This is a genomic window from Ancylobacter sp. Lp-2 (assembly GCF_020523795.1).
GTDB lineage: Bacteria > Pseudomonadota > Alphaproteobacteria > Rhizobiales > Xanthobacteraceae > Ancylobacter.
Window position 1 is genome coordinate 216,879 of sequence record NZ_JAJALI010000002.1, and the last position, 24,725, is coordinate 241,603.

Here is a 24,725-nt window from a genome sequence, read left to right on the forward strand (position 1 = left end):
GATCCTCAGTCTAGGATCGTTCCAGGCAAGGCGCTAAGCTTCAACCGGGTCAAGCGCCGCAGCGACGGCGCCGTTCAATGACAAGCACTTAGGAAGGAAACCCATGAACCGTCTTCTCGCCGCCGCTACCCTCCTCGCCCTCGGCTCCACCGTCGCGCTCGCCGACGGCGACGCCACCAAGGGCGCCAACGTGTTCAAGAAATGCATGGCCTGCCATGCCGTCGGTGACGGCGCCAAGAATAAGGTCGGCCCGGAGCTGAACGGCATCGTCGGCCGCAAGATGGGCGCGGTGGAAGGGTTCAACTATTCCGACACGCTCAAGGAGCACAACGCCAAGGGCGACGTGTGGACCGCCGAACAGCTGAGCACCTACCTCACCAATCCGCGCCAGGCCATGCCGGGCGTGAAGATGGTGTTCGCCGGCCTCCCGAAGGACGACGACCGCGCCGACCTGCTGGCCTATCTCTCGCAGTACGACGCCACCGGCGCCAAGAAGCCCTGATGGATCGGTCCTGAGCGACCGGTCCTGAACGGATCGGCGTCCTAGGCCGATCGGTTGATCCCGGCCGGTACTTCCGGTCGGGGAGACCGCGCGCCGGCCGCTACGGCGGATGCGCGGCATCGTCCGGCCAAGGGTTCCCGGCCGGGCGGGAACAAGGGAGGCGACCGGCAGCCGGATGACCATGAGGTTTCCGCCGAGGTTTCCCGTTTTGAACCGCCGCGCCGCGCTTGCCTTCGGGGCATTCGCGGCGGGCAGCGTGTTCCTCGACGGTGCGATGCCGTTCTGCGGCTGCGCCTTTGCCGCGCCGGATCGGGAGATCTCGCTCGGCGAGATTGCGCCCGGCGTGTTCGTCCACCGCGCGCCCTATGAATTGCTGGCGCCCGATAATGACGGCGCCATCGCCAATGTCGGCCTCGTGGTCGGCACCGAGGCGGCGGCGGTGATCGACACCGGCAACAGCCACATCGCCGGCCAGCGCCTGCTTGAGGCGGTGCGCCGCGTCACCGACCGGCCGCTGCGCTACGTCATCAACACCCACATGCATCCCGACCACGTGCTGGGCAACTCGGCCCTGCAGGGCGAGGGGGTGCGCTTCGTCGGCCACCGCAAGCTGCCGCGCGCGCTCTCGGTGCGGGCCGACACCTATCTCGACCAGGTGAAGCGCCTGCTCGGCCCGGCGGGGGAGGGCACGCGGATCGTGCTGCCGGATCTCCTGGTGGAGGACCGGCTGGTGCTCGACCTCGGCGGCCGGGCGCTGGAGCTCGAGGCCCATCCCACCGCGCACACCGACAACGACCTGACGATTCGCGATTCGGCGAGCGACAGCTGGTTCCTCGGCGACCTGCTTTTCGTCGGTCACGTGCCGACTCTCGACGGCAGCCTGCAGGGCTGGCTCGGCGTTCTCGACGCGCTGACGGCCCGCACGGCCGCCCGCGCCGTGCCCGGCCACGGTCCGGGGGAGGTGGGGTGGCCCGAGTCTGCGGCGGCCGAGCGCCGGTATCTGGAGACGCTGCGCGCCGACGTGCGGCGCTTCATCGCAGACGGTGTCCCGATGGGGGAAGCGGCCGAGCGGACCGGGCTATCGGAGCGGGCGGACTGGGCGCTTTTCGACGAATTCAACGCCCGCAACGCGATCGCTGCCTATCACGAATTCGAGTGGGAATGACCCATCGGCAGTCCCCGGCAGCTGGCGCGGGCGCTGCGGCAGGCATGGCGACCGGCGGGCCCCAAGGGGGGAATCCAACGAATTCACCAAAAAATTAAAGTATTCTTCTCTGGTATACAGTACATCACTTCGCAGGTGCAGCAACTCATAAGCGCCTGCAGCAATTTCATAATAAGAGAGTTTCGGCGGCGCGGTTCTTATTGCGCGTTGTTCAAAATCGGTCTAGGGTCACCACATCTCCGGCTTCAATGACTTTCGGGGCCCAAAACCTCGAAATTCACTTCGCAGGCCAGCTTGGGGCGAGGCCCCCGTGATTTCCGGCTGTTCTCCCCCCAGCCGGTCGTGACACGCTGTCGGAGATGAACGTGAAAAGAGAATAATAAACCGATCACGGCACGGCTGAATACAGCCCCTGTGGCCGGAGGAACGCGTTGAGGAGGAGATATACGCATGCGCAAGCTTGCCTGTGCGGCGCTGCTTTTGGGTGTTGCCGTCTATGCTTGGCCTGCCGCGGCCAATGACGGACTGACCAAGATCATCAAGGACCCCAAACAATGGGGTATTCAGACCGGTGACTACGCCAACACCCGGTATTCCAAGCTCGATCAGATCAACGCCGGCAATGTCGGCAAGCTGCAGGTAGCCTGGAGCTTCTCCACTGGCGTACTGCGCGGCCACGAAGGTGGACCGCTGGTGATCGGCGACGTGATGTATGTGCACACGCCGTTCCCCAACATCGTCTACGCACTCGACCTGAACAATGACGGCAAGATCCTTTGGAAATATGAGCCCAAGCAGGATCCCAACGTCATTCCGGTGATGTGCTGCGACACCGTCAACCGCGGTCTCGCCTATTCCGACGGCATGATCTACCTGCATCAGGCCGACACCACTCTCGTCGCGCTCGACGCGAAGACCGGCGAGAAGAAGTGGTCGGTGCTCAACGGCGATCCCAAGAAGGGTGAGACCAACACCGCCACCGTGCTGCCGGTGAAGGACAAGGTCATCGTCGGCATCTCCGGCGGCGAGTTCGGCGTGCGCTGCCACGTCACCGCCTACGACACCAAGACCGGCAAGCAGGTGTGGCGCGGTTATTCGATGGGCCCGGACAGCGATCTGCTGGTCGACCCGGAGAAGACCACCGCTCTTGGCAAGCCCGTCGGCAAGGACTCTTCGCTGAAGACCTGGGAAGGCGATCAGTGGAAGATCGGCGGCGGCTGCACCTGGGGCTGGTATTCCTACGATCCCGAGACCAACCTCGTCTATTACGGCTCGGGCAACCCCTCGACCTGGAACCCCAAGCAGCGTCCCGGCGACAACAAGTGGTCGATGACGGTCTGGGCGCGTGACGCCGACACCGGCGTCGCCAAGTGGGTCTACCAGATGACCCCCCACGACGAGTGGGACTATGACGGCATCAACGAGATGATCCTGACGGATCAGCAGTTCAACGGCGCTCCGCGCAAGCTGCTGACCCATTTCGACCGCAACGGCTTCGGCTATACGCTGGACCGCGTGTCGGGCGACCTGCTCGTTGCCGAGAAGTATGACCCGGCGGTGAACTGGGCCACCAAGGTCGATATGGACAGGAACAGCCCGACCTTCGGTCGTCCGCTGGTCGTGGCCAAGTATTCGACCGAGCAGAACGGCGAAGACGTGAACTCGAAGGGCATCTGCCCGGCGGCGCTCGGTACCAAGGACCAGCAGCCGGCGGCGTTCTCGCCCAAGACGAACCTCTTCTACGTGCCGACCAACCACGTCTGCATGGACTACGAGCCGTTCCGCGTCAGCTACACCGCGGGCCAGCCCTATGTCGGTGCGACCCTGTCGATGTACCCGGCCCCCAACAGCCATGGCGGCATGGGTAACTTCATCGCCTGGGACAACACCAAGGGTAAGATCGTCTGGTCGCTGCCCGAGCCGTTCTCGGTGTGGTCGGGCGCTCTCGCCACCGCCGGCGACGTGGTCTTCTACGGCACGCTGGAAGGCTACCTGAAGGCGGTCGACGCCAAGACGGGTAAGGAACTGTACAAGTTCAAGACCCCGTCGGGCATCATCGGCAACGTCACCACCTATGAGCATGGCGGCAAGCAGTACGTCGCCGTCCTCTCGGGTGTCGGCGGCTGGGCCGGCATCGGCCTCGCGGCCGGCCTGACCGACCCGAATGCCGGTCTCGGCGCCGTGGGTGGCTATGCGGCCCTCAGCAGCTACACCAACCTCGGTGGCCAGCTGACGGTGTTCGCCGTTCCTAACTGAAACTGACGGAAGCGCCGTCTCCTCACGGGGACGGCGCCTGTTCCCACCGACGGCAACGGGGCCTGGCCATCGTCGAGGCGATGCGCCAGGCCCCCGCGTCTCGGGCTACCGAACCTTATGAGAATCTTAGAATCATCCCAGGTCGTGTGCCGGCTGCGCGTCGCCATCACGGTGCATTCCGACCCCAAATTCTGGCCTGGTGCCTTCGGGAGTGACCCCATGACGAATTCCGCTTTCGGACGGTCGAACCCCAGCCCGGCGCGCAAGCGCCCCGCAGGGCGCGTACTGTCCGCGTTGCTGGCCATCGCTCCGCTGGTCATGTGCCTTGCCCTGCCGCCCGCCGCCGCACAGGCGCAGGAGCAGCCCGCCGCTTCGGCCAACGCGGTCGGCACCGCGCCTGACGGCTCGAAGACCCATGGCGGCCAAGAGGCGAGCGTGGACGATCTCGGCAAGTACACCCTGCCCGACGGCACGCCGACCTACCGCATCGCTCCCGATGGCACGATGGACTGGTTCACCTATTCCGGCTACCGCCGCTATCACGCCGAGTGCCATGTCTGCCACGGCCCGGACGGCATGGGCTCGACCTATGCGCCGGCGCTCGCCAACTCTCTGAAGACGCTCACCTACGAGCAGTTCATGGAGACGGTGGTGAACGGCAAGAAGACCATCGGCGTCGGCACGGCCGATCAGGTGATGCCGGCCTTCGGCGAGAACCTGAACGTCATGTGCTACATGGACGACCTCTACGTCTACCTCAAGGCCCGCGCCGACGGCGCGCTCGACCGCACGCGCCCCAGCAAGCGCGAGGACAAGACGAAGGCCTATGGTGAAAATGAGAACCAGTGCTTCGGCCGGAAGTGACCGGTTGGGCCGGCTTGGCGGGATGACCCGCTCCGCCGGTCCACGGGCGGCGACCCTCGCCGGGCTGATCGTCGCGGCGCTGCTGCCGGGGACGATCCGGCCGGCGGCGGCGCAGGTCTCCGATCTCGTCGACCGCTCGACGCTGAGGGTGTGCGCCGATCCGGCCAACATGCCCTTCACCGACGAGAAGGGCGAGGGGTTCGAGAACCGGATCGCCGATCTGCTCGCCAAGAAGCTCGACGTTCCGCTCGACTATACCTGGTTTCCGCAGGCGACGGGCTTCTACCGCATGACGCTCGGCCTCAAGCGCTGCGACATCGTCATGGGCTATGTCGCCGGCGGCGATCCGGTGCTGAACACCAATGCCTATTACCGGTCCGCCTGGGTGCTGATCTCCCGCAAGGGGGGACCGCTGGACGGGATCGACAGCCTCTCCGATCCGCGGCTCAAGGGCCTGCATATCGGCATCGTGGCCGGCTCGCCGCCGGGCGACCATCTGCAGCGCAACGGGCTGATGGGCTTCGCCCGGCCCTATGCGCTGATGGTCGATCGCCGCTATGAGAGCCCGGCCGAGCAGATGATCGCCGACATCAATGCCGGTACCATCGACGCGGGCATCCTGTGGGGGCCCATCGGCGGTTATTATGCCCGCCGCTCCGAGGCGCCGCTCTCGGTGGTGCCGCTGACCAAGGAGCGCGGCGACCCGCAGATGACCTACCGCATCACCTTCGGCATCCGGCCCGGGGAGCTGAACTGGAAGCACCAGCTCAACGAGTTCATCGCCAGCGAACAGCCGGAGATCAACCGCATCCTGCTGGAGTTCGGCGTGCCGCTGCTGGACGAGCGCAACCAGCCGATCGAGGCTGGCAAATGACCGCGCGCGCGGTTCGGCGGGAGGAGCCGTCCCGCAGGGCGGCGGCTCTCGCCGACCGCCTGCTGCCCCGCTCGCCCATGGTGCGCATCGCCTGGCTCGGCATGGCCGGGCTAGCGGTGGCGCTCATCGCCTTCACGCCCGCCAAAGCGCAGAACCCGGCTGCCGGCGGAGCGACGCCGGCGGCCGGGCAGTCGGCGGCTGAGCCGCCCGTCGCCGAGCTGGCCGTCGCCGAGCCGGAGGGCTACCGCATGGAGGCCTTCCGCGCGCCGACCCCGGCGACGCTGAGGGGCGCCCGCGTGATCGATACCGGCGAGGCGGAGCGGCTGTGGCGCGCCAAGGCGGCGCTGTTCGTAGATGTGCTGCCGCGCGACGTGAAGCCGGCAAACCTTGCGCCCGGCACTATCTGGCGTGACAAGCCGCGCGACCATCTGCCCGGCAGCACGTGGCTGCCCAATGTCGGCTATGGCACGCTGAGCGAGCCGATGGACGGCTATTTCCGCCACAGCCTCGAGGCGCTGACCAATGGCCGGCGTGCAGCGCCGGTGGTGTTCTACTGTCTCACCGATTGCTGGATGTCGTGGAACGCCGCCAAGCGGGCCATGGCCTATGGCTACACGGACGTCGCCTGGTACCCGCAGGGCAGCGATGGCTGGGCCAAGGCCGGCCTGCCGCTGGAGCCCGCCACCCCGCGCGAGTGAGATCGCCCGGCGCCCGACCCTCCGCCGCACCCCACTGCCCGAATCCGATGCCGCCCAGCGAAGCGCAGCGGCAGGAGGCCGTTTCACGAGGGCGGCGTTGGCGTGGACGCGTGCGGATGACCCTTCCCACATGTGACACGATTTCGGCGCCGCGCGCGCCCATCGTGGCAAATCGTTCTCTTCCGCAGATGCGGATGGAGGGCCTCGGCTGGTCATCCGGCGCTGCCGCGCTACACTCTCGGTGTCGCAAGGGAATTCGCCCCGCCACGGGGCTTGGGACGCCAAGGAAGATTGGTGTCTCAGCACAGCTTTGGGGTCTCGATGATGCTTGAGTTCTCAAGGAAGCCGAGGGACTCAAAGAAGCTTCGGGGCTTAAGGCAGCTTCGGGGCTTAAGGCAGCTTGGGGTCTCAAGGCAGTTCGGTGCGCCACGAGAGCTTGCCCGCCAAGGGGGCTCGAGGGCGCCGAGGGGCGGTGCGCCCACGGGAGTTCGGCGCGGCAAGAGGGAGGGCCACCGCATGGATCGGTATTTCGGCCGCCGCGCCGTCTACTGGCTGGCGGGTCGCTGGGTGGCAGGTGCCGGCTTCATGGCGGCGGCGGTGCTGGCGCTGGTGCCGGGACTGGCGCGGGTGCTCGACCTGCCGACATTGCTGATCCTTCTCCACAGCCCGGTCTACATGGTGCATCAGGTGGAGGAACATGCCGGCGACCGTTTCCGCCGCTTCGTCAACGACCGCCTGCTGCACGGGCAGGACGGGCTGAGCGTGGCGACGGTGCTGGTGGTCAACCTGCCGCTGGTCTGGGGACTGAACCTCGCCGCCTTCTATGCGGCGCTCCTTTGCGGGCCGGCGGCCGGACTGGTCGCGCCCTATGCGGTGCTGGTCAACGCCGCGATCCACGTGGTCGGGGCGGTGAAGCTGCGGGCCTACAATCCCGGCCTCGTCACCAGCCTGCTGCTGTTCCTGCCGCTCGGCCTCGTCACGCTGGCCGTCACCGATGCGACGGCGAGCGCGCACCTGATCGGGCTCGCGCTCGCCGTGCTGCTGCACCTGCTCATCGTGCTGCATGTCGCCCGGCGGCTTGCCGCCCGCCGCGGCCGGATCGTCTCCGGCTGAACGGCGGGGGCGAAGGTAGACGTCGCCAGGCCCGGCTCAGTCCATCTGGGCCCGAATCGCCCGGGCGAGGGCGAAGGCGCGCTGCTCGAGAATCACCGGGCTCTCGCACACCGCGGTGACCGCCTGGGCGCGGGTGTCGTAGATGCGGGTGTCCCAAAGCAGCTGCTTTTCGGCATCGGCCGCCTTGGTCTTGTCGGCATCGGTGGTGGCGGCCTTCTTCAACTTCGCCAGGTCCAGGCTCTCCGCCCGGATGCGGTCGGAGAGGCCGATCTGGTGCTTCGAATAGCGCTCGATGCCGGTGAGGATGCGCGCGCGCAACCCGTTGATCTGGTCGAACACGCCAGCGAACAGCAGAGTGAGCCGCGCGTCCTTGTTGGCGCCGGCCTGCTTGGCGAATTCCTCGATCTTCGTGCCGGCCTCCTCGATAGGCGTACGCCGGGCCGCGAGCACCGGTACCAGATCGGCGACCGCGGCATCGTCGCGCCAGGCGAGCCCGTCGATCGGCGGGCCGTCCCACATTTGCGCCGCGGCAAGGCTGTCGACGCGTGGCTGGATGCAGGGCCACAGCCCCCCGGCGGGGGCGGCGGCCTCGGCGGCCGGCACGATGGCCAGGAGCAAGGCGGCGGCGAGGCCGGCACGCAGGGGCGTTGCAGTCCGCTCCAGCAAGGACAGGGGCCTCGCGAAGCGTGTGCGGGTCGAGGGCATAGGCGTCTCCCGGGCATTCATTCTTGTCATTTGACCGCCTCCGGACCGCCGCGGCGGCCCATCAGTCCGGCGGAAGGATCATAGGCCACAATGGCGGCGCAGAGGAATGCGACCGCACAGCCCGCCACCACCATCGCCGAGAACGGATCGAACTGGCCGTAGAGGGCGAAGCGGATCAGTTCCACCGCATAGGTGAACGGGTTGAACAGACAGATGTAATAGAGCGGCAGGCTGCTCTCCTGCACCTTCCACAGCGGGTAGAGCGCCGAGGAGGTGAAGAACATCGGGAAGATGACGAAATTCATCACGCTGGCGAAGTTCTCCAGCTGCCGGAACAGCGAGGACATCAGCAGCCCCATGGCGCCCAGCATCAGGCCGGAGAGCAGCAGCGCCGGCAGCACCGTGAGATAGCCGATGGGCGGCGCTTCCACCTCCCAGAACCAGGCGATGGCGAGGAAGGCATAGGCCTGCAGCAATGAGACGCAGATGCCGGCCACCAGCTTGGAGAGCAGCAGGTACCAGCGCGGATAGGGGCTGACGAGCAGGATGCGCATCGCCCCGACCTCGCGGTCATAGACCATGGACAGCGAGGATTGCAGCCCGTTGAACAGCTGGATCATCGCCACCAGCCCCGGCGCCACATAGACCTCGTAGAGGATGTAGGTCTCGTAGGGCGGGATGATCGACACGCCGAGCACCGAGCGGAAACCGGCGGCGAAGATGAACAGCCACACCAGCGGCCGCACCAGCGCCGAGAGGAAACGGCCGCGCTGGTTGAGGAAGCGCAGCGCCTCGCGCCAGCAGATGCCGGCCATGCAGATGACATAGCCGGAGAGCGGCAGGCGGGCGGGATGTGCTTCGGGCGCAGGCGAGATGCCGGCCGGCGAAAGGGAGGACGACGGGGCGGATTCCGGCACGATACTCATCCTTGCTCGCCATGTGCGTCGCCGGCTTCCGCCGCGCCGGTGAGCGCGAGGAAGGCCGCCGAAATATCGGCCGCGTTGCCGGCCGCCAGCACTTCCGCGAGCGTGCCCTGCGCCCGGATCCGCCCGCGGTGCAGCACCACGATGCGATCGCCGGCCTCGATTTCCTCGATGATGTGGGTGGCCCAGAGCACGCCGATGCCCTCGCGGGCGATCAGCCGGCGCACCTCGGCGACCAGCGCCGCGCGCGAGCCGATGTCGAGGCCCACCGTCGGTTCGTCGAGCAGCAGCAGCTCCGGCCGGTGCATCAGCGCGCGGGCGATCTCCACCCGCCGCATCTGGCCCCCGGAGAGCTGCCGCACCTTGTCGCGCGCCCGGTCGGCGAGGCCGACATTCTCCAGCACCTCCAGCCCCCGCGCCTTCGCCCGCCGAAAGCCGATTCCGTGCAGCGTCGCGTGATAGACGAGGTTCTGGATCACGGTGAGATCGAGATCGAGCGTGCGGGCCTGGAACACCACGCCCAGCCGGGACAGCGCCGCCGCCGGCTCGCGGCGCACATCGTGGCCGAGCACGCGGATCGCGCCGCTGCGATTGTCGTAGAGACGCGTGATCAGCGAGAACAGCGTGGTCTTGCCGGCGCCGTTCGGCCCCAGCAGCGCGGTGAAGCTGCCGCGCGGCACGTTAAGGCTGACATCGTCCAGCGCCTTGCGGGCGCCGAAGGCGTGGGTCACGCCATCGATGGCGAGGGCAGAGGCCGGGTCGACGGCGGGCGTCTCCGGGCGGTCGATGGCGGCGAGGTCGATCGGCATCATTCCGACATATTCCGCTGCGGAAGGTTGGGTGGTACCAAACGGCCATCCCCGGCATGGGCCAGGGATGGGAGAATAGGGCGGCGAGGCGAGAGGATCACCACAGTGAGATGTCGAAATCCTCGTCTCCGGGATTGATCTCGTCCCTAGGTGGCCGGCCATTGGCCGGGCCCCGTAGGAGGGCGGTGCGGGCGAGCGCGGCGCGCCTCCTTCGAGGTTCGCTTCGCTCGCACCTCAGGATGACGGCCTGCTAGCGGGGGAGCTTGAGCGTTGAGAGGGCACTGCGGCTTTTCCTTCCCAATGATGGGTCAGACACCCGGGGCTCGACCCCTTCTTTCCCTCTCCCCATTGGGCGCGCGCGAAGCGGGTCGGCGAGGGCCTACACGATCGGGAAGCATCGAAGACCCCTCACCCCAACACCCTCCCCGACGGGGAGAGGGAGCCTATCGTTCTTTCGAGCATTCGAGCCATCGCGGCAACGCATCCGCTCCCTCACGGCACCACCACGACGCCCCAGGGCGAGCGGCCGACGGCCACCGACTTCGTCACCTTCTCGCTGGCTACGTCGATGATCGAGACGTCGTTGGAGTTGCCATTGGTCGACAGGAGCAGCTTCTCGTCCGGCGTGAAGGCGAGCTGCCAGACCCGCTGGCCGACCAGCAGATACTTCTCCACCGCCAACGTCTTGGTGTCGACGATGGCGACGCGGTTGGCCGGCCCGAGCGCCACGAAGGCCTTCGACCCGTCCTTGGTGATGCGGATGCCGACCGGCTGGATGGCATCCTTGTTCACCCCGGGGATCTCGAAGGAGATCTTCTTGACGATCTTCCACTTGTCCTTGGGATCGATCACCGCCACCGTGCCGCCGACCTCGGCCGAGACCCAGAGCTGGGTGCCGTCATGGTTGAACTGGGCGACGCGCGGGCGGGAATCCACCAGGATGTTCTCGATTACCTCATTGGTCGTGGTGTCGATGACATGCGCCATATTGGTGGTTTCGGAGGTGTTGACGAGATATTTGCCGTCCGGCGAGACGCCCATTCCCTCCGGTTCGACGCCGACCGGGATCTCCGCGACCAGCTCGTTGTTCTCGACATTCACCGCCGTGACCATGTTGTCGTCTTCATTGGCGATGTAGAGCGGGTTGCCCGAGGGGGCGAGCACGAACAGCTCCGGGTCGGGGCCGGAGCGCAGCGTCTTCAACATCTTGAAGGTCTTGGAATCATAGACCTCGACGCGGTTGTCGTCGGAGGCGGCGACATAGATGAGCTTGCCGTCCGGGCTGGCGGTGACGCCGCGCGGGCGCCGTCCGGTCTTGATGGTCTCGAGCACCTTCAGGGCGTCCATGTCGACGACGCTCATCGTGTGGTCGCGCTCATTGGTGACGAAAGCGCGCATCTGCGCCTGCGCCGGCAGGGTCTCCCCCATCACCATCAGGCCCGCCGCGGCGGCAAGGCTGGCGCTCAGCAAGATACGGCGTGTCATCGTTTCCTCCTTGGGCAGTGGCGCTCTCAGCGGCGCCTCGTCCTGCGGCTTTGGGTCGAGCGAAAGCTCAGTTGAATTTGCAGCGGGTCTCGGGCTGGTCGAAGCCGAGCGTGTCGAGCGGGGTGCGCTGGTGCAGATAGGCCTGCTGCGGCGACAGGGTGACGGTGTTGGTGGCGTGGGTGAGCAGGATCGGCTGGCGCAGCTGGTGGTCCCAGGGCCGGAAGCTCGCCGCCACGCCCTTGAACACCGGCAGGTCGTAGTCGGGCGCGAGGATCTGCGCGCGGATCTTGCCCACCTCGCTGGAGCGGGTCTTCATGCCGGCGGAGGCGATGGCGAACACGCCCTCCCACATCTGGAAGTCGAGCGGCTGCATCATGCGCTGGTGCTGCTTGAAGAAGCGGCTCTGCAGCTGCGCGGCGCCCCAGTTCTCCATGGTCGGGTGCCAGGCGAGCGGCATCAGCCCCTGGGTGCCGGCCGTGGGGCGCGCGAGCCAGGTGTTGTAGGGCAGGATGTCGCCGAACTCGCCCTGCTCATCGGCGATGATCAGGATGTCGTACTCGGCGACCTGGGTAGCACGTGGCACTTCCGACTGCGCGGTGGCGCGGGCGTCGGGGCCGTAGTCCCAGACCTTCTCGGCGACGATCTTGGCGCCGAACTTCCTCGCCGAATTGCGCACCGCCTCGGCATAGAGCTTGTCGCCGTCGGTGCGGCCGGTGAACAGGAACCAGTTGCGCCAGCGCTTGGTCATCAGGAATTGCGCCAGCGCGTCAGTGAGCATGGCGCGATTGGGCGCGACGTGCAGCACGTTGGCGCGGCAGTCCTGCTGGCGCAGGCTGTCGTCCGGCGCCCCCACATTGACCAACAGGACGTCCTTGTCCTTCAGCGCGTCGGCGATGCGGATGAGCTGGGCGGCCGGGACATCCAGCAGGATGTAGTTGTTGCCGGCCTCGACCAGCTTCTGCGCGACGGGCAGCGGATCGCCGTCGGTCGGCACGATCTCGGTGGCGAGCGTATAGTCGAGCTTGAGGAAGCGGCCGGAGGCGAGCGCGTCGCGAATGCCGAGCTCGGCGCCGGCGACGCCGAGATTCTCCGGCGGCGCGGTGAGCGGCGCGATCCAGGGCGGCAGCTCCGGCATCTGGCGAACGAGGCCGATGCGAAAGGTCTGCGCGGCCGCGACGGTAGCGGCCGGCTTCGGCGCGGCGGGCGTGGGAGATTCCTGCTGGGCCGAAGCGGGCAGGGGCACCCCGGCCATTGCCAGCAGGGCCATAGCCAGCACGGCTCTGGCCGCCGCAGCGCGGACCATCCGTTTCATGAGCGTCCGTCCCGTATTTTTCCGGTCGAGCGTTCGTGCGCCTGACCTTTGGTTATCTTTGAAAGAAGACTATCAAACGTCGTGAAGTCTTCAATAGTTTAAGTTCCATAAGAAATTAATAAGCGGGAACAATTTCTCCGCTATATTGGGAAATCAACCGCCAGCCTGACGGAAAAGTGAAGGGGATGTCTTGCCGCCGGTGGGCGCAGGGATATGATCCCCGCGACAACAGGCGCAACTGAGCGGGAGGTCGCCCGATGATCCCTCAACGACCGTCCAATATTCGCCGAAGGCGCCTGGCTCGGGCGGGATGGGCGGCGACCGTGTCGCTGGCCGTGCTGCCGTTCTGGCTGGCGGCCGCGCCGGCACAGGCGGCGACCCGGGTGGCGGTATTCGAGTTCGAGCTGCTCGATACCAGTGGCGAGGCCGGCCCCGGCGGGCCGAAGCCGGAAGAGCGGCGCCGGCTCGACCTCATCACCCAGGATGTGCGCCAGCGCCTCACCGCGGCCGGCTACGAGGTGATCGACCTCGCCCCGGAGGCGGCGCGAATCGAGGACGCCTCGCCGTTCCGCAACTGCAACAGCTGCGAATTGCCGATCGCCCGCGCGCTCGGCGCCGACATCGAGGTGATCGGGCTGGTGCAGAAGGTATCCAACCTCATCCTCAACATCAATTTCCAGCTGCGTGACGTCGCGAGCGGCAAGGTGCTGCGGGCCGGCAGCGCCGATATCCGCAACAACACCGACGAATCCTGGACGCGCGGCATCTCCTATCTGATACGCAACCGCCTGCTGGATCCGCCGCTGACCGGCAAGGCGGCGCCGTGAGGAACCAAGGCATGACGGGTAAGGGCGGTATGATGGGCGGTATCATGGAAGGTATCCGGCCAAGCCGGCGGGCGCTGCTGGCGGCGCCGCTGCTGCTGGCGCTGGCGCCGCGTGGGGGGCGCGCCGCCGAGGAGCCGGCGCTGCGCATCGGCTCGCTGAAATTCGGCACGCTCAACTGGCTCACTGAGACCATCCGCGCCGAGGGCCTCACCACCCGCGAGGGGCTGGCGATGGAGACCATCGACTTCGCCGGCGGGCAGGCGACCACGGTGGCGCTGCAGGCCGGCGATATCGACCTGATCGTCAGCGACTGGCTGTGGGCGATGCGCCGCCGGCAGGAGGGCGAGGATCTGCGCTTCGCGCCGTTCTCCAACGCGCTGGGCGCGCTGATGGTGGCGGCGGGCGGCCCGGTGCGCGCCATCGCCGACCTGAAGGGACGCAAGATCGGCGTCGCCGGCGGGGCGCTCGATAAGAGCTGGCTGTTGCTGCGCGCCTATGCGCAGCGCACAGCCGGCCTCGACCTCGCCAAGGACGCCGAGCCGGTCTATGGCGCGCCGCCGCTGATCAACCAGCAGCTCTCGCTCGGGCGCATCGACGCGGCGCTGACCTTCTGGCCCTTCGCCGCCCGACTGGACGCGCAGGGCTTCTCCCGCCTGATCGACATGAAGGAGGTGGTGGCCGGGCTCGGCATCGCGCCCACGCCGCCGCTGGTCGGCTTCGTCTGGCGCGAGCGCACCGCCGCCACCAAGGGCGCCCAGCTTGCCGCCTTCTTCCGCGCGACCGCGGCGGCCAACCGTGTGCTGGCGTCCTCCGATGCGGCGTGGGAACGCTTGCGCCCGCTGATGCAGGCGGCCGACGAGGCGGAGTTCGTCAAGCTGCGCGACTATTACCGGGCCGGTATACCCGGCCCCTTCGACGCTGCGGGCATCGCGGCCTGCGGCAAGCTCTACGACGTGCTGGCCGGGATCGGCGGGGCCGAGCTGGTCGGGCCGAAGCCCGGTTTTGACGCCGGGCTGTTCGCGCTGTCGAAGGACTGAACCGGTGGCCTTTCTCCGCAGTGGCACGGCGACGGTCGGCGGCACGCGCCGGGAACGGCCGCGTGCCGGCCTCGGTGGCGCGGGCACCACGCTGGTCTCGCTGGTGCTGCTGGCACTGGCCTGGCAGGCGGCGGCGCTCATCGTCGCCTCGCCGCTGCTGCCCGGCCCGCCGGCGGTCGCCGAGGCGATGCTGCGTGCCAGCGCCGACTACGCCCTGCCGCGCAACATCCTGATCACGCTCGGGCGGGTGGCGGCCAGCTTCCTCGTCGCCATGCTGCTGGGCTCGGCGATCGGCATCGCGCTCGGCCGCTCCCGCGCGCTCGACCGGGTGTTCGGCCCGTGGCTGATCGTGCTGTTGAACCTGCCGGCGCTGGTGGTGATCATCCTCTGCTATGTCTGGTTCGGGCTCACCGAGGCGGCGGCGATCACCGCTGTGGCGGTGAACAAGATCCCCAATGTCGCGGTGACGCTGCGCGAGGGGGCGGCGGCGCTGTCGCGCGAGCTCGACGAGATGGCGCTGGTCTACCGTTTCGGGCGCCTGCGCACGCTGCGCCACGTGGTTCTGCCGCAGCTCGCGCCGTTCTTCGCCGCCAGCGCGCGTTCCGGCCTCGCCCTCACCTGGAAGATCGTGCTGGTGGTGGAACTGCTCGGCCGCTCCAACGGCGTCGGCTTCGAATTGCAGACGGCGTTCCAGCTGTTCGACGTCGCCACCGTGCTCGCCTATGCGCTGGCCTTCACCGTGGTGGTGCAGCTCATCGAGCTGACGCTGATCCAGCCCTGGGAGCGCCGCGCCAACCGGTGGCGCCGGTGACCGGGATCATCCTCGATATCGCCGAGAAGCGTTTCCCGGCCGCCGCCGGCGCGCCGGCGCGGCTGATTTACAGCGATTTCCGGCTGGAGGTGGCGCCGTTCGGCTTCCTCGTGCTGCTGGCGCCGTCTGGCCTCGGCAAGACGACGCTGCTCAACATGGTGGCCGGTCTCGACCCGGACTTTGCCGGCGGCATCCGCTTCGAGCCGTCGCCCGGCCGGTCGTTCTCCGCTGAGGGGCCGCGCATCGCCTATGCCTTCCAGAGCCCGCGGCTGCTGCCCTGGCGCCGGGTGCGCGACAATGTGGCGCTGCCGCTCGGCCGCGATCCGGCGGCGGCGGAAAAGGCGATGGCGATGCTGCGCGAGGTCGGGCTGGAGGAGCAGGCGGACGCCTATCCCGAGAGGCTGTCGCTGGGCCAGCAGCGCCGGGTGGCGTTGGCGCGGGCCTTCGTGCTCGATCCCGACGTGCTGCTGATGGACGAGCCCTTCGTCTCGCTCGACGAGGCGGGCGCGGCGCGACTGCGCGACCTGCTGCGCCGGCTGCTGGCGCGGCGGCCGGCGACGGTGATGTTCGTCACCCATGACAGCCGCGAGGCGGTGGAACTCGGCACCCGCATCGTGCGGCTCGACGGCGTGCCGGCGCGGATCGTTGCGGACATTCCGGTGGGGCTGAGCGCGGACGAGCGGCGCAATCCCGCCCTGGTCGAGGAATGTCGCCGGGCGGTGTTCGGCTGAGACGCCGCGCCGGGGCGGATTCGGCCGGAGCCAAATCCTGCCGGGAGCTCCTCGTGCCGGGGCCGATCTAGTGGTCGCCCCTCCTCCCGCCGGACATGAGGAAGCCGGCCTATCCCTCAGACAGTACAAATGAAAAGGGCCCGAGATCGAAACCTCGGGCCCGAAAGTCGGCGGTCATTCAAGCGGCAGGGCCGCTTTGGTACGCACGAGCCGAGAGTGGCGAGCCACCCTCATTTGTCGAGGAAGATCGCCGCCAACCGCTGGAGCAGGCCCTTCGGCAAAGGAGCCGCGGGCGGAGGTATTGTCTGCTCAGGGCTGCTTCCGATCTAAGCCGCGAAGGGGTGCTTCGCGCTGGCGGCGCCGGCGACGACTTCCTTCACCGTCGGCTGGCCATTGATGGCGCGGGCGAGGGCTTCCTTGGTGGCCTGATAGTTGTACTGCTGGATCTTGGCGTCGTCGGCCGCTTCCCAGTGGATGAACACGCCGACCGAGATGAACAGGTCGTCGGCTTCTTCCTCGGGGATGACGCCTTCGGCGACCGAATCCACCACCGCCTTGGCGACGGCGTACTGGGCGGGGCCGAACATCTGGACGGCCTGGCGGGCGTCCTTGATGGTGACCTTGTTGAACAGGATGGTGTTCGGCTTGGCCAGCAGGTTGGGGGTCACCACCGCGAGCAGCGAGGTGAAGCCGTCCTTATTGTTGGTCAGTGCGTTGACGAAGGCACTTTCCGCCGCGCTGCCGCGCGGGCCGATGATGAGGTCGATGTGGGCCACTTCATTGCCGTCGCCGACAAGCGATTCACCGATCAGAACCTTGTTGATCTTGGCCATCTTAATCCTCCCAAACGGGGTTGCTCATCAGAAGGGCGGGGTGCCCCTCTCCGATGTCCCGGCTATCTTTGTTGCAGCGTTTGAAACACCAAACCGGTTGGCCCGATAGCGCGACCAGACGGGCGAAGACTAGTTCCGCTTCGCGACTTCCCGCAAGGGGGACGTCGTTGCAATCGCTGATTTTGAGCCACTTTTGCGCCGCTCGCGACGTGGTTTCGCCGCTGCCGCGCCGATGCGGCGGTCGCGTCGCGACCATAGGCCGCGCATTTCGGCCGTGATCAGCGTTTAGTCAGGGGTGGATCGGGTGCGCCCAATCCTTGGTCGGCTCCGGCCGGACGTCCGCGCGATCGCACCGGAAGTGGGGAACGACTGCGCCGATATGGCGTCGGGGTATGGCGTCCGGGACAAAAGCGCGCAGCTTTGGTCGGGCTTGTTTATCTGGCATGCCATTTGCTAATCGACGAGACGTCTAAGGGGAAACGCTCGGGTAGCTCAGGTCCACACTTTAAAGGGTCCCGCTATGGAGCTCATTTTGTCCATCTGCCTGATCGCCTCGCCCGGCGTGTGCAAGGAAGAAGCCGTGTCCTTGAATGTCGAGCAGGTTTCCCTCCCCACCCAATGCATGATGGGTGCCCAGCCCGTGATCGCCGAATGGTCGGAAAGCCATCCCAAATGGCGCGTGACCAAATGGCGTTGCGGCCGTCCGGGCATTGCCGGCAAGGATATCTGAAGCCAACCTTCGCCCCACCCGGTGCCCCGGCATCGGGCGGGGGGACGCATGGCTGCCGGACCGACGCGGCGCCGAACGCGAAATCATAAAATATTCATAAGAATCAATCTTCTAGACACAGATACAGCTCGCCCATAGGCTCTCTGACGGGAAACATCCCGGCTCGACTCTCCCCGCCATCAGGGCGGCGCGCGGGTCGGCGCCAAGAAACGTCAGGAGGAAGCTATGAAGGACGGGCATGGCCGTCGCGCGGCCATCGGCTTGATCGCCGCGGGATTGCTGGGACTAACCGCCGGTGTGGCGACCGTGAGTGGCGCGATGGCGGGAGATCTCGCCAAGGGTCGGCAGGACCTGCCGGAAATCGTGCTCGGCGACACCAACGGCAACGATTTCACCGTGTCGGTGAAGGACATCACCATGGAAGGCGGCAAGTCCTACCGCCTCAATGTGACGTCGAACGGCGGCAAGGAATACAAGTTCATGGCGCCGGAGTTCTTCCGGAACATCTGGATGAACCAGATCGTCATCAATCACCTCGAAATCCATCCCTATGGCGCGCCGCACCACATCGAGTTCGACGATGCCGGCACCATCGCGCTCGAATTCGTGCCGATCCGCACCGGCACCTATGAATGGTGGATCGAGGGACTGAAGGACAAGGGCATGTACGGCACGCTGACGGTGAAATAGGCGCGCGTGCCTTCCGCTCGCTTCACTCATTGCCATGAAAGCGCCGGCGCAGACCGGCGATAGGGGAAGATACCATGGGACGATTCACGCGCAGCGCCGTCGCTGGCGCCGTATTGACCGCCGCCTTCGGGCTCGGGCTGACGCTGTCCGCATCGGCCGACGAGGCGAAGGACTGCTCGGCCGGGATTGCCCTGCTGAAGGCCGAGGCGGCCAAGAACCCGCCCAAGGCGACGCTGGACAAGATCAACAAGGCGCTCAAGGGCGCCGAGCGCGAGCTCGGCGAGAAGGAATATGACGAGTGCCTCGACTTCGTGAACGACGGCAAGAAGGCGCTGAAGAGCTGAAGCCGCAGGCCCGGATGCGGTAAGGGCGCGCGTGCTGCGCCGCAGCGTGCGTTGCCTCGCCGGACATGAAATCATCGGACCTCTTCGCGCGAGGAGCTCGATCCGGGAAGCTGCCTGAATGCTGCGCCTATCCTTCTCTCCGCTGCGGACACGCCTCGCCGCGCTGCGCGGGCGGATGTCGTCGTTGCGCGTGCGGATGGCGTTGCTGCTCGCGGTCGCGGTGCTGGTGACGGCGGTTTCGGCCGCCTCGCTGGTGACGGTGCTCGGCTTCGTCAATGGCGAGGTCGACCGGCTGGTTTCCGCCCAGCAGCGACTGGAGTTGCTCTCCGGCCTCTCCGGCCGCATCGGCGATTATGCGCTGGTGGCGCTGCAGGCCTCGCAGGTACCGGACGGGCTGGGCAACCTCCCCGCCGCCGGCGACCGTGCGCGCGAGGCCTTCCGCCGCTTCGAGACGGCGCTGGGCGAGGATGTGGCGCGCCAGTCGGACGAGGAGCAGCGCACCCTGATGGCGGCGCGCAGCCGGACCATCGCCCGTCTCAAGGCGCAGTTCGAGATGCTCGACCAGCGGGTCAAGGCGGCGATGATTTCGCCGCAGCGCGCTGTGGGCGTGCGGATCGCGCTCGACGTGTTCGCCGCCGGCTTCGGGGCACCGCTCGGCCAGGCGATCGAGGAGGAGCGCGCCAGTGCCCAGGCGGCGCAGGAGGCGGTGCGCGACCTGCGCGCCCGCACGCTGCGCTGGGGGATCGCCGTCGTGGTTCTCGCCCTTCTGGTCGCGGCACTGATCTATCACCGGCTCGGCCGCTCGCTGATCCGGCGGGTGGCCGACGTTTCCGCCGCCGCCGCCGCCGTCGCGCGGGGGCATACCGACACCCGCCTGATCGTGACCGGCCATGACCAGCTCAGCCTCGCCATGGCGCGCTTCAACCGCATGGCGACGCAACTTGCCCGCCGGGAGGCGCGCCTCGTCGCCGACCAGCAGCGGTTGCAGGAGATCGTCGATGCCCGGACGGCCGAACTGCGTGGCGCCAATGAACGGCTGGAGAATGTCGATCAGGCCCGCCGCCGCTTCTTCACCGATGTGAGTCACGAATTGCGCACTCCGCTCACGGTCATTCTCGGCGAGGCCGAGGTCACGCTGCGCCCGGCCGCCCCCCGCCCCGACGACATGCGCGCCGCGCTCATGGTGATCCAGGCGCGGGCGCGCCGGCTGCATCGACGCGTCGAGGATCTCCTGCGCATCGCCCGTTCCGAGACCGGCCAGATCGAACTGGAGCGCCGGCCGCTGTCGGTCGCGGACCTGTTCGCCGAGGCCGCCGAGACCGTGACCCCGCTCGCCGCCGCCCGCCAGCTGACCCTGGAGCGCGAGGACGCGGCCGGGCTGGCCGTCGAGGCCGACCGCGAATGGCTGCGGCAGGTGATCGAGGGTCTGGTCGCCAATGCCGTGCGGCATTCTTCCCCCGGTGGGACGATTCGGCTGGAGGCGGCGGAAGAGGCCGGCGAGGTCGTGCTGAGGGTGCGCGATGCGGGCGAAGGCATCCCCCGCGACGAGCTGCCGCACGTCTTCGAGCGCTTCTGGCGCGGTAGGGGTAGCGGCCGAGAGGGCAGTGGCTTCGGCATCGGTCTCGCACTTGCGAAATGGATCGTCGAGCGGCATGGCGGGTCCATCGCCGTCGAGAGCCAGGCGGGGGCGCCGGCGGCCTCGGATGCCGGGAACGCCCCTGTCGAGAGTGCACCTGCCGACAGGGAGGGGGCGGGAACCTGCGTCACGATCCGCCTGCCTGCCATCCTGCCGCATGTCATGCTGGAGCCTGCCGAATGACCATCCTGATCGTCGAGGACGATGCCGATATCGGTTCGCTGCTCCGCCGCGGATTCGCCTCGGAGGGCTACCATGTCGAACTGGTGGGCGACGGCGATCTGGCGTTGAAGGCCGTCAACGGCAAGGTGCCGGAGGCGATCATCCTCGACGTGATGCTGCCCGGCCGCTCCGGGATCGAGGTGTGCAAGGCGTTGCGCGCCGCCGGCCAGACCGCGCCCATCATCATGCTCTCCGCCCGCTCCAGCGTGAATGAGCGCACCGAGGGGCTGCTCGCCGGCGCCGACGACTACATCATCAAGCCGTTCGCCTTCGAGGAGTTGCTGGCACGGGTGAAGGTGCAGGCCCTGCGCCGCAGCGCCGGCGACGAGGAACCGCGGGTGTTGACCGCCGGGCCGCTCACGCTCGATTTGGAGGTGCGGCAGGTGCAGGCGGGCGAGGCGCGGGTGCGGTTGACCGAGCGCGAGGTCGAATTGCTCGCCCTGCTCATGCGGCATGAAGGCGAGCCGCTGGCCCGCGCCGACATCTTCGCCGCGCTATGGGCCGGCCATGGCGGCGCCTCGCTGAACGTGGTGGACGTCTATGTCGGTTATCTCCGCCACAAGCTCGGCGAGGCGCTGGCGGATGGCGAGCAACTTATCGTGACGGTGCGCGGCCGTGGTTTCATGTTCGAGCCGGGAGCGGAGCCGAAAGCCAGCTGAGGTCGCGTGGCGACGAAGTGCTGCACTGCGGCGGCGGTGACCGAGACGCGAAGAATTCCAGACTTGTTCTTGACGTTCTGCGTCGGAGTGCTCACACTAATATTGTTGTCGCCACGAAAAGTAAGTGGCGATTGTCTCTTATAAACTTCTTAGAAAAGTATAGAGAGACGTTTTAACCTGGAGGAAGTGGAAATGGCCTGGAACACCCCGCGTATCGTCGAAGTTTGCGTCGGTCTCGAAGTCAACGCGTATATGCCGGCGGACTTCTGAGTTCAAAGGGGCGGGGCGGGCCTCCGAGGCAGCATCATGCCCGAACGCTCGCCCCGCTTGCGGCTGATGGTTCTCGGCTCCGCGGCCGGCGGCGGCTTCCCGCAGTGGAACTGCCGATGCCCGGTTTGCACGCTCGCCTGGGAAGGCGATCCGCGCGTCCGGCGGCGCACCCAGACCTCCATCGCGGTGAGTGCCGACGGTGAAAGCTGGGCGCTGATCAACTGCGCGCCCGAGATCCTGTCGCAGATCCAGTCCCTGCCGGCCTTGCAGCCGCAACGCGGCCGCCGGCACACCCCGGTGGCCTCCGTGCTGCTCACCAATGCCGACATCGACCATGTCGCCGGCCTGCTCAGCCTGCGCGAGGGGCAGCCCTTCGCGCTGCTGGCGACGGCGGCGATCCATGGCGGGCTGCGCGCCAACCCGGCCTTCGACGTTCTCGCCGAGGGTGTGGTGGAGCGCCGGCCCGTCGGGCTCGATGCCGCCTTCGAACTGGTCGAGGGCGTGACGGCGGAGATCTTTTCCGTGCCCGGCAAGATCGCGCTTTATCTGGAAGCCGGCGAGATCGCCGCGCATGGCGCGGTGGACACCACGCTGGAAGGCGAGCAGACGGTGGGCGTCGAACTCAGCGACGGCGTCTCTCGGGTGCTGTTCATCCCCGGCTGCGCGCGGATGACCGAGGCGCTGGCAGCACGGATCGCCGGGGCCGACGCCGTGCTGTTCGACGGCACGGTGTGGCAGGACGACGAGATGATCCGCGCTGGGGTCGGCACCAAGACCGGCGCCCGCATGGGCCACATGGCGATGTCGGGGACGGGCGGCTCGATCGCCGCCTTCGCCGACCTCGACGTCGGCCGCAAGATCTACGTGCACATCAACAACACCAACCCCGTGCTGATCGAAGGCTCGCCCGAACGCCTCGCCGCGCAGGCGGCGGGATGGGAGATCGCCGAGGACGGCATGGAAATCGTGCCCGCGGGGGCAACGATGGAGACCGCATCATGACGACGCTGCTCTCGCCGGAGGAACTGGAGGCGCGGCTGCGCGACGTCGGCCGGCGTCGCTATCACAGCCTGCACCCCTTCCATAAGCTGCTGCATGGCGGCGAGCTGAACTTCGGCCAGGTGCAGGCCTGGGCGCTCAACCGCTATTACTATCAGGCGATGATCCCGGTGAAGGACTCCTCCGTGCTGGCGCGGATCGAGAGCCCGGAACTGCGGCGCGTCTGGCGCCAGCGCATCATCGATCATGACGGCGACCGGGAAGGCGAGGGCGGCATCGCCCGCTGGCTGAAGCTCACCGACGGGCTCGGCCTCGACCGTGACTACGTGACTTCGCTCGCCGGGCTGCTGCCGGCCACCCGCTTCGCCGTCGACGCCTATGTGCATTTCGTGCGCGACAAATCGCTGCTGGAGGCCATCGCCTCCTCGCTCACGGAGATGTTCTCGCCGGGCATCATCGGCGAGCGTGTGGCGGGCATGCTGAAGAACTATGATTTCGTCTCCAGGGAGACGCTGGCCTATTTCGACAAGCGCCTCACCGAGGCGCCGCGCGATGCCGATTTCGCGCTCGACTACGTCAAGCGCCACGCCCGCACGCCGGAAGAGCAGCAGGCGGTGATCCGGGCGCTGGAATTCAAATGCGACGTGCTGTGGGTGCAGCTCGACGCGCTCTATTTCGCCTATGTCGACCCGGCCATGCCTTATCCCGGCGCCTTCGTGCCGCAGGCCGCGCGGGTGGCGCAGGAGGCCTGAATGACCGCAGAAACCACCAGCACCCGGCTTCCCGCCAACGGCGTTCCCAAGCTCGCCCGTGGCGTGCGGCTGCGCCATGACGAAGCGCGCGGCCAATGGGTGCTGCTGGCGCCCGAGCGGGTGCTGCAGCCCGACCCGGTGGCGGTGGAGATCCTCAAGCGGGTCGACGGCGAGCGGACCATCGAGGCCATCATCGACGACCTGATCCTCGCCTTCTCCGTCGAGCGCGGGCGCGTCGCCGCCGATGTCGACGCCTTCCTCGCCGGTCTCGCCGAGAAGGGCATGGTGGAGGTGAGCTCATGAACGAGAGGGTGAACGTCGCTTCCCACGCCGCGCCGGCGCCGCTGCGGGCCCCGCTGCCGATTCCCTATGGCATGCTGGCCGAGCTGACGCATCGCTGCCCGCTCATGTGCCCCTATTGTTCCAATCCGGTCGAGCTCGACCGTCGCAATGCCGAGCTCGACACCGCCACCTGGCTGCGCGTCTTCGAGGAAGCGGCGAAGCTCGGGGTGTTGCAGGTGCACCTGTCCGGCGGCGAGCCGACCGCCCGCCGCGATCTCGAGGAGATGATCCGCCACTGCGTGAAGGTGGGGCTGTACACCAACCTCATCACCGCCGGCGTCGGTGTCACCCCGGAGCGGCTGCAGGCGATCTCCGACGCCGGCATCGACCATGTGCAGCTGTCCTTCCAGGGCGCGACGCCGGAGGTGACCGACCATGTGTCCAACTTCAAGGGTGCGCATGAGCGCAAGCTGGCGGTGGCCCGCGAGGTGCGCCGGCTCGGCCTGCCGCTGACCATCAATTCGGTGGTGCACCGGGCCAATATCCACCAGATCCCCGACTTCCTCGAACTGGCGCTGTCGCTCGGCGCCAGGCGCATCGAGATCGCCCATGCGCAATATTACGGCTGGGCGCTGCGCAACCGTGGCGCGCTGATGCCGACCCGGGAGCAGGTGTTCAAGGCGCTCGACGTGGTCGAGGAGGCGCGGGTACGGCTGAAGGGCGTGCTGACCATCGACGCGGTGGTGCCGGACTATTACGCCAAATACCCCAAGGCCTGCATGAATGGCTGGGGTCGGCAGTCGCTGAACGTCACGCCGTCGGGCAAGGTGCTGCCCTGCCACGCTGCCGAGATGATCCCCAGCCTCGACTTCTGGAACGTGCGCGAGCACTCCCTCGCCGAGATCTGGCAGGCCTCGCCGGCCTTCAACGCCTTCCGCGGTACCGACTGGATGCCGGATCTCTGTCGCTCCTGCGAGCGCAAGGAAATCGACTGGGGCGGCTGCCGCTGCCAGGCGATGGCGATCGCCGGCGACGCTGCGGCCACGGATCCAGCTTGCCACAAATCGCCGCTGCACGCCCATCTGCTGGCGCTGGCCGAGGCCGACGCGGCGGCCGACGTGGCGGAATACGACTATCGCCGCTTCTCGACGCCCGACCGGGCGCAGTGACGCCTTCCCCGGAGATACGCATGCGCC

At 67.5% G+C, this 24,725-nt stretch carries 25 protein-coding genes and 1 pseudogene; 20 read left to right on the top strand and 6 right to left on the bottom strand.

Translation table 11 applies throughout. The annotated features are described in order from the left end of the window. Positions 1-103: 103 nt before the first annotated feature. From LGR54_RS05625 to LGR54_RS05655, 7 genes are all read left to right on the top strand, one after another. Positions 104-502 carry a cytochrome c family protein gene (locus LGR54_RS05625; RefSeq protein ID WP_230360994.1) on the top strand — a complete coding sequence of 133 codons (399 nt, stop codon included), beginning with the start codon at positions 104-106 and terminating at the stop codon, positions 500-502. Between the two features lie 274 nt (positions 503-776). Then, positions 777-1,667: a quinoprotein relay system zinc metallohydrolase 2 gene (locus LGR54_RS05630; protein ID WP_230361474.1), complete on the top strand. Its 891-nt coding sequence runs from the start codon at positions 777-779 to the stop codon at positions 1,665-1,667. Positions 1,668-2,117: 450 nt separating this feature from the next. Then, positions 2,118-3,923 (top strand): lanthanide-dependent methanol dehydrogenase XoxF5, encoded by a 1,806-nt coding sequence (gene xoxF5, locus LGR54_RS05635; protein ID WP_230360995.1) that lies wholly within the window; start codon positions 2,118-2,120, stop codon positions 3,921-3,923. A 318-nt stretch (positions 3,924-4,241) separates the two neighbouring features. Then, the gene (locus LGR54_RS05640) at positions 4,242-4,787 is read left to right on the top strand and encodes a c-type cytochrome, methanol metabolism-related (protein ID WP_370638159.1); all 546 of its coding nucleotides are present in this window, start codon (positions 4,242-4,244) and stop codon (positions 4,785-4,787) included. A gap of 22 nt (positions 4,788-4,809) precedes the next feature. Then, positions 4,810-5,661, top strand: coding sequence for a substrate-binding domain-containing protein (locus LGR54_RS05645; protein ID WP_230360996.1), 852 nt, complete (start codon positions 4,810-4,812; stop codon positions 5,659-5,661). 77 nt (positions 5,662-5,738) lie between these two features. Continuing rightward, positions 5,739-6,359: a PQQ-dependent catabolism-associated CXXCW motif protein gene (locus tag LGR54_RS05650; RefSeq protein ID WP_370638160.1), complete on the top strand. Its 621-nt coding sequence runs from the start codon at positions 5,739-5,741 to the stop codon at positions 6,357-6,359. A 516-nt stretch (positions 6,360-6,875) separates the two neighbouring features. Further along, entirely contained in the window at positions 6,876-7,472 is a 597-nt protein-coding gene (locus LGR54_RS05655; protein WP_230360997.1) for an HXXEE domain-containing protein, read from the top strand. A gap of 36 nt (positions 7,473-7,508) precedes the next feature. Here the strand turns inward: LGR54_RS05655 and LGR54_RS05660 are convergent, their stop codons facing one another. From LGR54_RS05660 to LGR54_RS05680, 5 genes are all read right to left on the bottom strand, one after another. Further along, positions 7,509-8,177, bottom strand: a complete 669-nt coding sequence (locus tag LGR54_RS05660) for a hypothetical protein (RefSeq protein WP_230360998.1) — start codon at positions 8,175-8,177, stop codon at positions 7,509-7,511. Positions 8,178-8,203: 26 nt separating this feature from the next. After that, positions 8,204-8,992 carry an ABC transporter permease gene (locus tag LGR54_RS05665; RefSeq protein ID WP_230361477.1) on the bottom strand — a complete coding sequence of 263 codons (789 nt, stop codon included), beginning with the start codon at positions 8,990-8,992 and terminating at the stop codon, positions 8,204-8,206. A 107-nt stretch (positions 8,993-9,099) separates the two neighbouring features. Further along, positions 9,100-9,912 carry an ABC transporter ATP-binding protein gene (locus tag LGR54_RS05670; protein WP_370638142.1) on the bottom strand — a complete coding sequence of 271 codons (813 nt, stop codon included), beginning with the start codon at positions 9,910-9,912 and terminating at the stop codon, positions 9,100-9,102. Between the two features lie 489 nt (positions 9,913-10,401). Next, positions 10,402-11,394, bottom strand: a complete 993-nt coding sequence (locus tag LGR54_RS05675; protein WP_230360999.1) for a PQQ-dependent catabolism-associated beta-propeller protein — start codon at positions 11,392-11,394, stop codon at positions 10,402-10,404. 67 nt (positions 11,395-11,461) lie between these two features. Continuing rightward, positions 11,462-12,706 carry an ABC transporter substrate-binding protein gene (locus tag LGR54_RS05680; RefSeq protein ID WP_230361000.1) on the bottom strand — a complete coding sequence of 415 codons (1,245 nt, stop codon included), beginning with the start codon at positions 12,704-12,706 and terminating at the stop codon, positions 11,462-11,464. 323 nt (positions 12,707-13,029) lie between these two features. Between LGR54_RS05680 and LGR54_RS05685 the strand changes: the two genes are divergently transcribed. The 4 genes from LGR54_RS05685 to LGR54_RS05700 all read left to right on the top strand — a co-directional run bounded on the left by LGR54_RS05685 (position 13,030) and on the right by LGR54_RS05700 (position 16,112). Continuing rightward, positions 13,030-13,533 carry a DUF3280 domain-containing protein gene (locus tag LGR54_RS05685; protein ID WP_230361001.1) on the top strand — a complete coding sequence of 168 codons (504 nt, stop codon included), beginning with the start codon at positions 13,030-13,032 and terminating at the stop codon, positions 13,531-13,533. An 11-nt stretch (positions 13,534-13,544) separates the two neighbouring features. Then, positions 13,545-14,570: an ABC transporter substrate-binding protein gene (locus LGR54_RS05690; protein ID WP_230361002.1), complete on the top strand. Its 1,026-nt coding sequence runs from the start codon at positions 13,545-13,547 to the stop codon at positions 14,568-14,570. A gap of 91 nt (positions 14,571-14,661) precedes the next feature. After that, positions 14,662-15,381 (top strand): ABC transporter permease, encoded by a 720-nt coding sequence (locus LGR54_RS05695; RefSeq protein ID WP_230361479.1) that lies wholly within the window; start codon positions 14,662-14,664, stop codon positions 15,379-15,381. After that, complete coding sequence (locus LGR54_RS05700) at positions 15,378-16,112, top strand: ATP-binding cassette domain-containing protein (protein ID WP_230361003.1); 735 nt, start codon at positions 15,378-15,380, stop codon at positions 16,110-16,112. The genes LGR54_RS05695 and LGR54_RS05700 overlap by 4 nt, the downstream gene beginning before the upstream one ends. Before the next feature lie 326 nt (positions 16,113-16,438). Here LGR54_RS05700 and fae read toward each other — a convergent pair whose 3' ends face one another. Next, entirely contained in the window at positions 16,439-16,945 is a 507-nt protein-coding gene (fae, locus tag LGR54_RS05705; RefSeq protein ID WP_214009807.1) for a formaldehyde-activating enzyme, read from the bottom strand. A gap of 532 nt (positions 16,946-17,477) precedes the next feature. Here fae and LGR54_RS05710 point away from each other — a divergent pair. The 9 genes and pseudogenes from LGR54_RS05710 to pqqE all read left to right on the top strand — a co-directional run bounded on the left by LGR54_RS05710 (position 17,478) and on the right by pqqE (position 24,698). Beyond that, a complete protein-coding gene (locus LGR54_RS05710) occupies positions 17,478-17,675 on the top strand; it encodes a hypothetical protein (RefSeq protein WP_230361004.1) in 198 nt (65 codons plus the stop codon). 225 nt (positions 17,676-17,900) lie between these two features. Beyond that, positions 17,901-18,365 (top strand): hypothetical protein, encoded by a 465-nt coding sequence (locus LGR54_RS05715; protein WP_370638143.1) that lies wholly within the window; start codon positions 17,901-17,903, stop codon positions 18,363-18,365. 74 nt (positions 18,366-18,439) lie between these two features. Further along, a complete protein-coding gene (locus LGR54_RS05720; RefSeq protein ID WP_230361005.1) occupies positions 18,440-18,709 on the top strand; it encodes a histidine kinase in 270 nt (89 codons plus the stop codon). Positions 18,710-18,827: 118 nt separating this feature from the next. Next, positions 18,828-20,528, top strand: a complete 1,701-nt coding sequence (locus LGR54_RS05725; RefSeq protein ID WP_230361006.1) for an ATP-binding protein — start codon at positions 18,828-18,830, stop codon at positions 20,526-20,528. After that, the gene (locus LGR54_RS05730; protein WP_230361007.1) at positions 20,525-21,226 is read left to right on the top strand and encodes a response regulator transcription factor; all 702 of its coding nucleotides are present in this window, start codon (positions 20,525-20,527) and stop codon (positions 21,224-21,226) included. The genes LGR54_RS05725 and LGR54_RS05730 overlap by 4 nt, the downstream gene beginning before the upstream one ends. A 192-nt stretch (positions 21,227-21,418) precedes the next feature. Then, positions 21,419-21,496, top strand: a complete 78-nt coding sequence (pqqA, locus tag LGR54_RS05735; RefSeq protein WP_213354238.1) for a pyrroloquinoline quinone precursor peptide PqqA — start codon at positions 21,419-21,421, stop codon at positions 21,494-21,496. A gap of 57 nt (positions 21,497-21,553) precedes the next feature. Then, positions 21,554-22,498, top strand: a complete 945-nt coding sequence (pqqB, locus tag LGR54_RS05740; RefSeq protein WP_230361481.1) for a pyrroloquinoline quinone biosynthesis protein PqqB — start codon at positions 21,554-21,556, stop codon at positions 22,496-22,498. Continuing rightward, positions 22,495-23,550, top strand: a pseudogene (gene pqqC, locus LGR54_RS05745) (pyrroloquinoline-quinone synthase PqqC). The gene pqqB and the pseudogene pqqC overlap by 4 nt, the downstream one beginning before the upstream one ends. After that, the gene (gene pqqE, locus LGR54_RS05755) at positions 23,547-24,698 is read left to right on the top strand and encodes a pyrroloquinoline quinone biosynthesis protein PqqE (protein WP_230361010.1); all 1,152 of its coding nucleotides are present in this window, start codon (positions 23,547-23,549) and stop codon (positions 24,696-24,698) included. The pseudogene pqqC and the gene pqqE overlap by 4 nt, the downstream one beginning before the upstream one ends. The last annotated feature ends 27 nt before the right edge of the window (positions 24,699-24,725 follow it).

Coding starts and splice junctions, on each gene's coding strand:
- LGR54_RS05625 (WP_230360994.1), top strand. CDS start 104: ATGAACCGTCTTCTCGCCGCCGCTACCCTCCTCGCCCTCGGCTCCACC.
- LGR54_RS05630 (WP_230361474.1), top strand. CDS start 777: ATGCCGTTCTGCGGCTGCGCCTTTGCCGCGCCGGATCGGGAGATCTCG.
- xoxF5 (WP_230360995.1), top strand. CDS start 2,118: ATGCGCAAGCTTGCCTGTGCGGCGCTGCTTTTGGGTGTTGCCGTCTAT.
- LGR54_RS05640 (WP_370638159.1), top strand. CDS start 4,242: ATGTGCCTTGCCCTGCCGCCCGCCGCCGCACAGGCGCAGGAGCAGCCC.
- LGR54_RS05645 (WP_230360996.1), top strand. CDS start 4,810: ATGACCCGCTCCGCCGGTCCACGGGCGGCGACCCTCGCCGGGCTGATC.
- LGR54_RS05650 (WP_370638160.1), top strand. CDS start 5,739: ATGGTGCGCATCGCCTGGCTCGGCATGGCCGGGCTAGCGGTGGCGCTC.
- LGR54_RS05655 (WP_230360997.1), top strand. CDS start 6,876: ATGGATCGGTATTTCGGCCGCCGCGCCGTCTACTGGCTGGCGGGTCGC.
- LGR54_RS05660 (WP_230360998.1), bottom strand. CDS start 8,177: ATGCCCTCGACCCGCACACGCTTCGCGAGGCCCCTGTCCTTGCTGGAG.
- LGR54_RS05665 (WP_230361477.1), bottom strand. CDS start 8,992: ATGGCCGGCATCTGCTGGCGCGAGGCGCTGCGCTTCCTCAACCAGCGC.
- LGR54_RS05670 (WP_370638142.1), bottom strand. CDS start 9,912: ATGATGCCGATCGACCTCGCCGCCATCGACCGCCCGGAGACGCCCGCC.
- LGR54_RS05675 (WP_230360999.1), bottom strand. CDS start 11,394: ATGACACGCCGTATCTTGCTGAGCGCCAGCCTTGCCGCCGCGGCGGGC.
- LGR54_RS05680 (WP_230361000.1), bottom strand. CDS start 12,706: ATGAAACGGATGGTCCGCGCTGCGGCGGCCAGAGCCGTGCTGGCTATG.
- LGR54_RS05690 (WP_230361002.1), top strand. CDS start 13,545: ATGACGGGTAAGGGCGGTATGATGGGCGGTATCATGGAAGGTATCCGG.
- fae (WP_214009807.1), bottom strand. CDS start 16,945: ATGGCCAAGATCAACAAGGTTCTGATCGGTGAATCGCTTGTCGGCGAC.
- LGR54_RS05715 (WP_370638143.1), top strand. CDS start 17,901: ATGAAGGACGGGCATGGCCGTCGCGCGGCCATCGGCTTGATCGCCGCG.
- LGR54_RS05720 (WP_230361005.1), top strand. CDS start 18,440: ATGGGACGATTCACGCGCAGCGCCGTCGCTGGCGCCGTATTGACCGCC.
- LGR54_RS05725 (WP_230361006.1), top strand. CDS start 18,828: ATGCTGCGCCTATCCTTCTCTCCGCTGCGGACACGCCTCGCCGCGCTG.
- LGR54_RS05730 (WP_230361007.1), top strand. CDS start 20,525: ATGACCATCCTGATCGTCGAGGACGATGCCGATATCGGTTCGCTGCTC.
- pqqA (WP_213354238.1), top strand. CDS start 21,419: ATGGCCTGGAACACCCCGCGTATCGTCGAAGTTTGCGTCGGTCTCGAA.
- pqqE (WP_230361010.1), top strand. CDS start 23,547: ATGAACGAGAGGGTGAACGTCGCTTCCCACGCCGCGCCGGCGCCGCTG.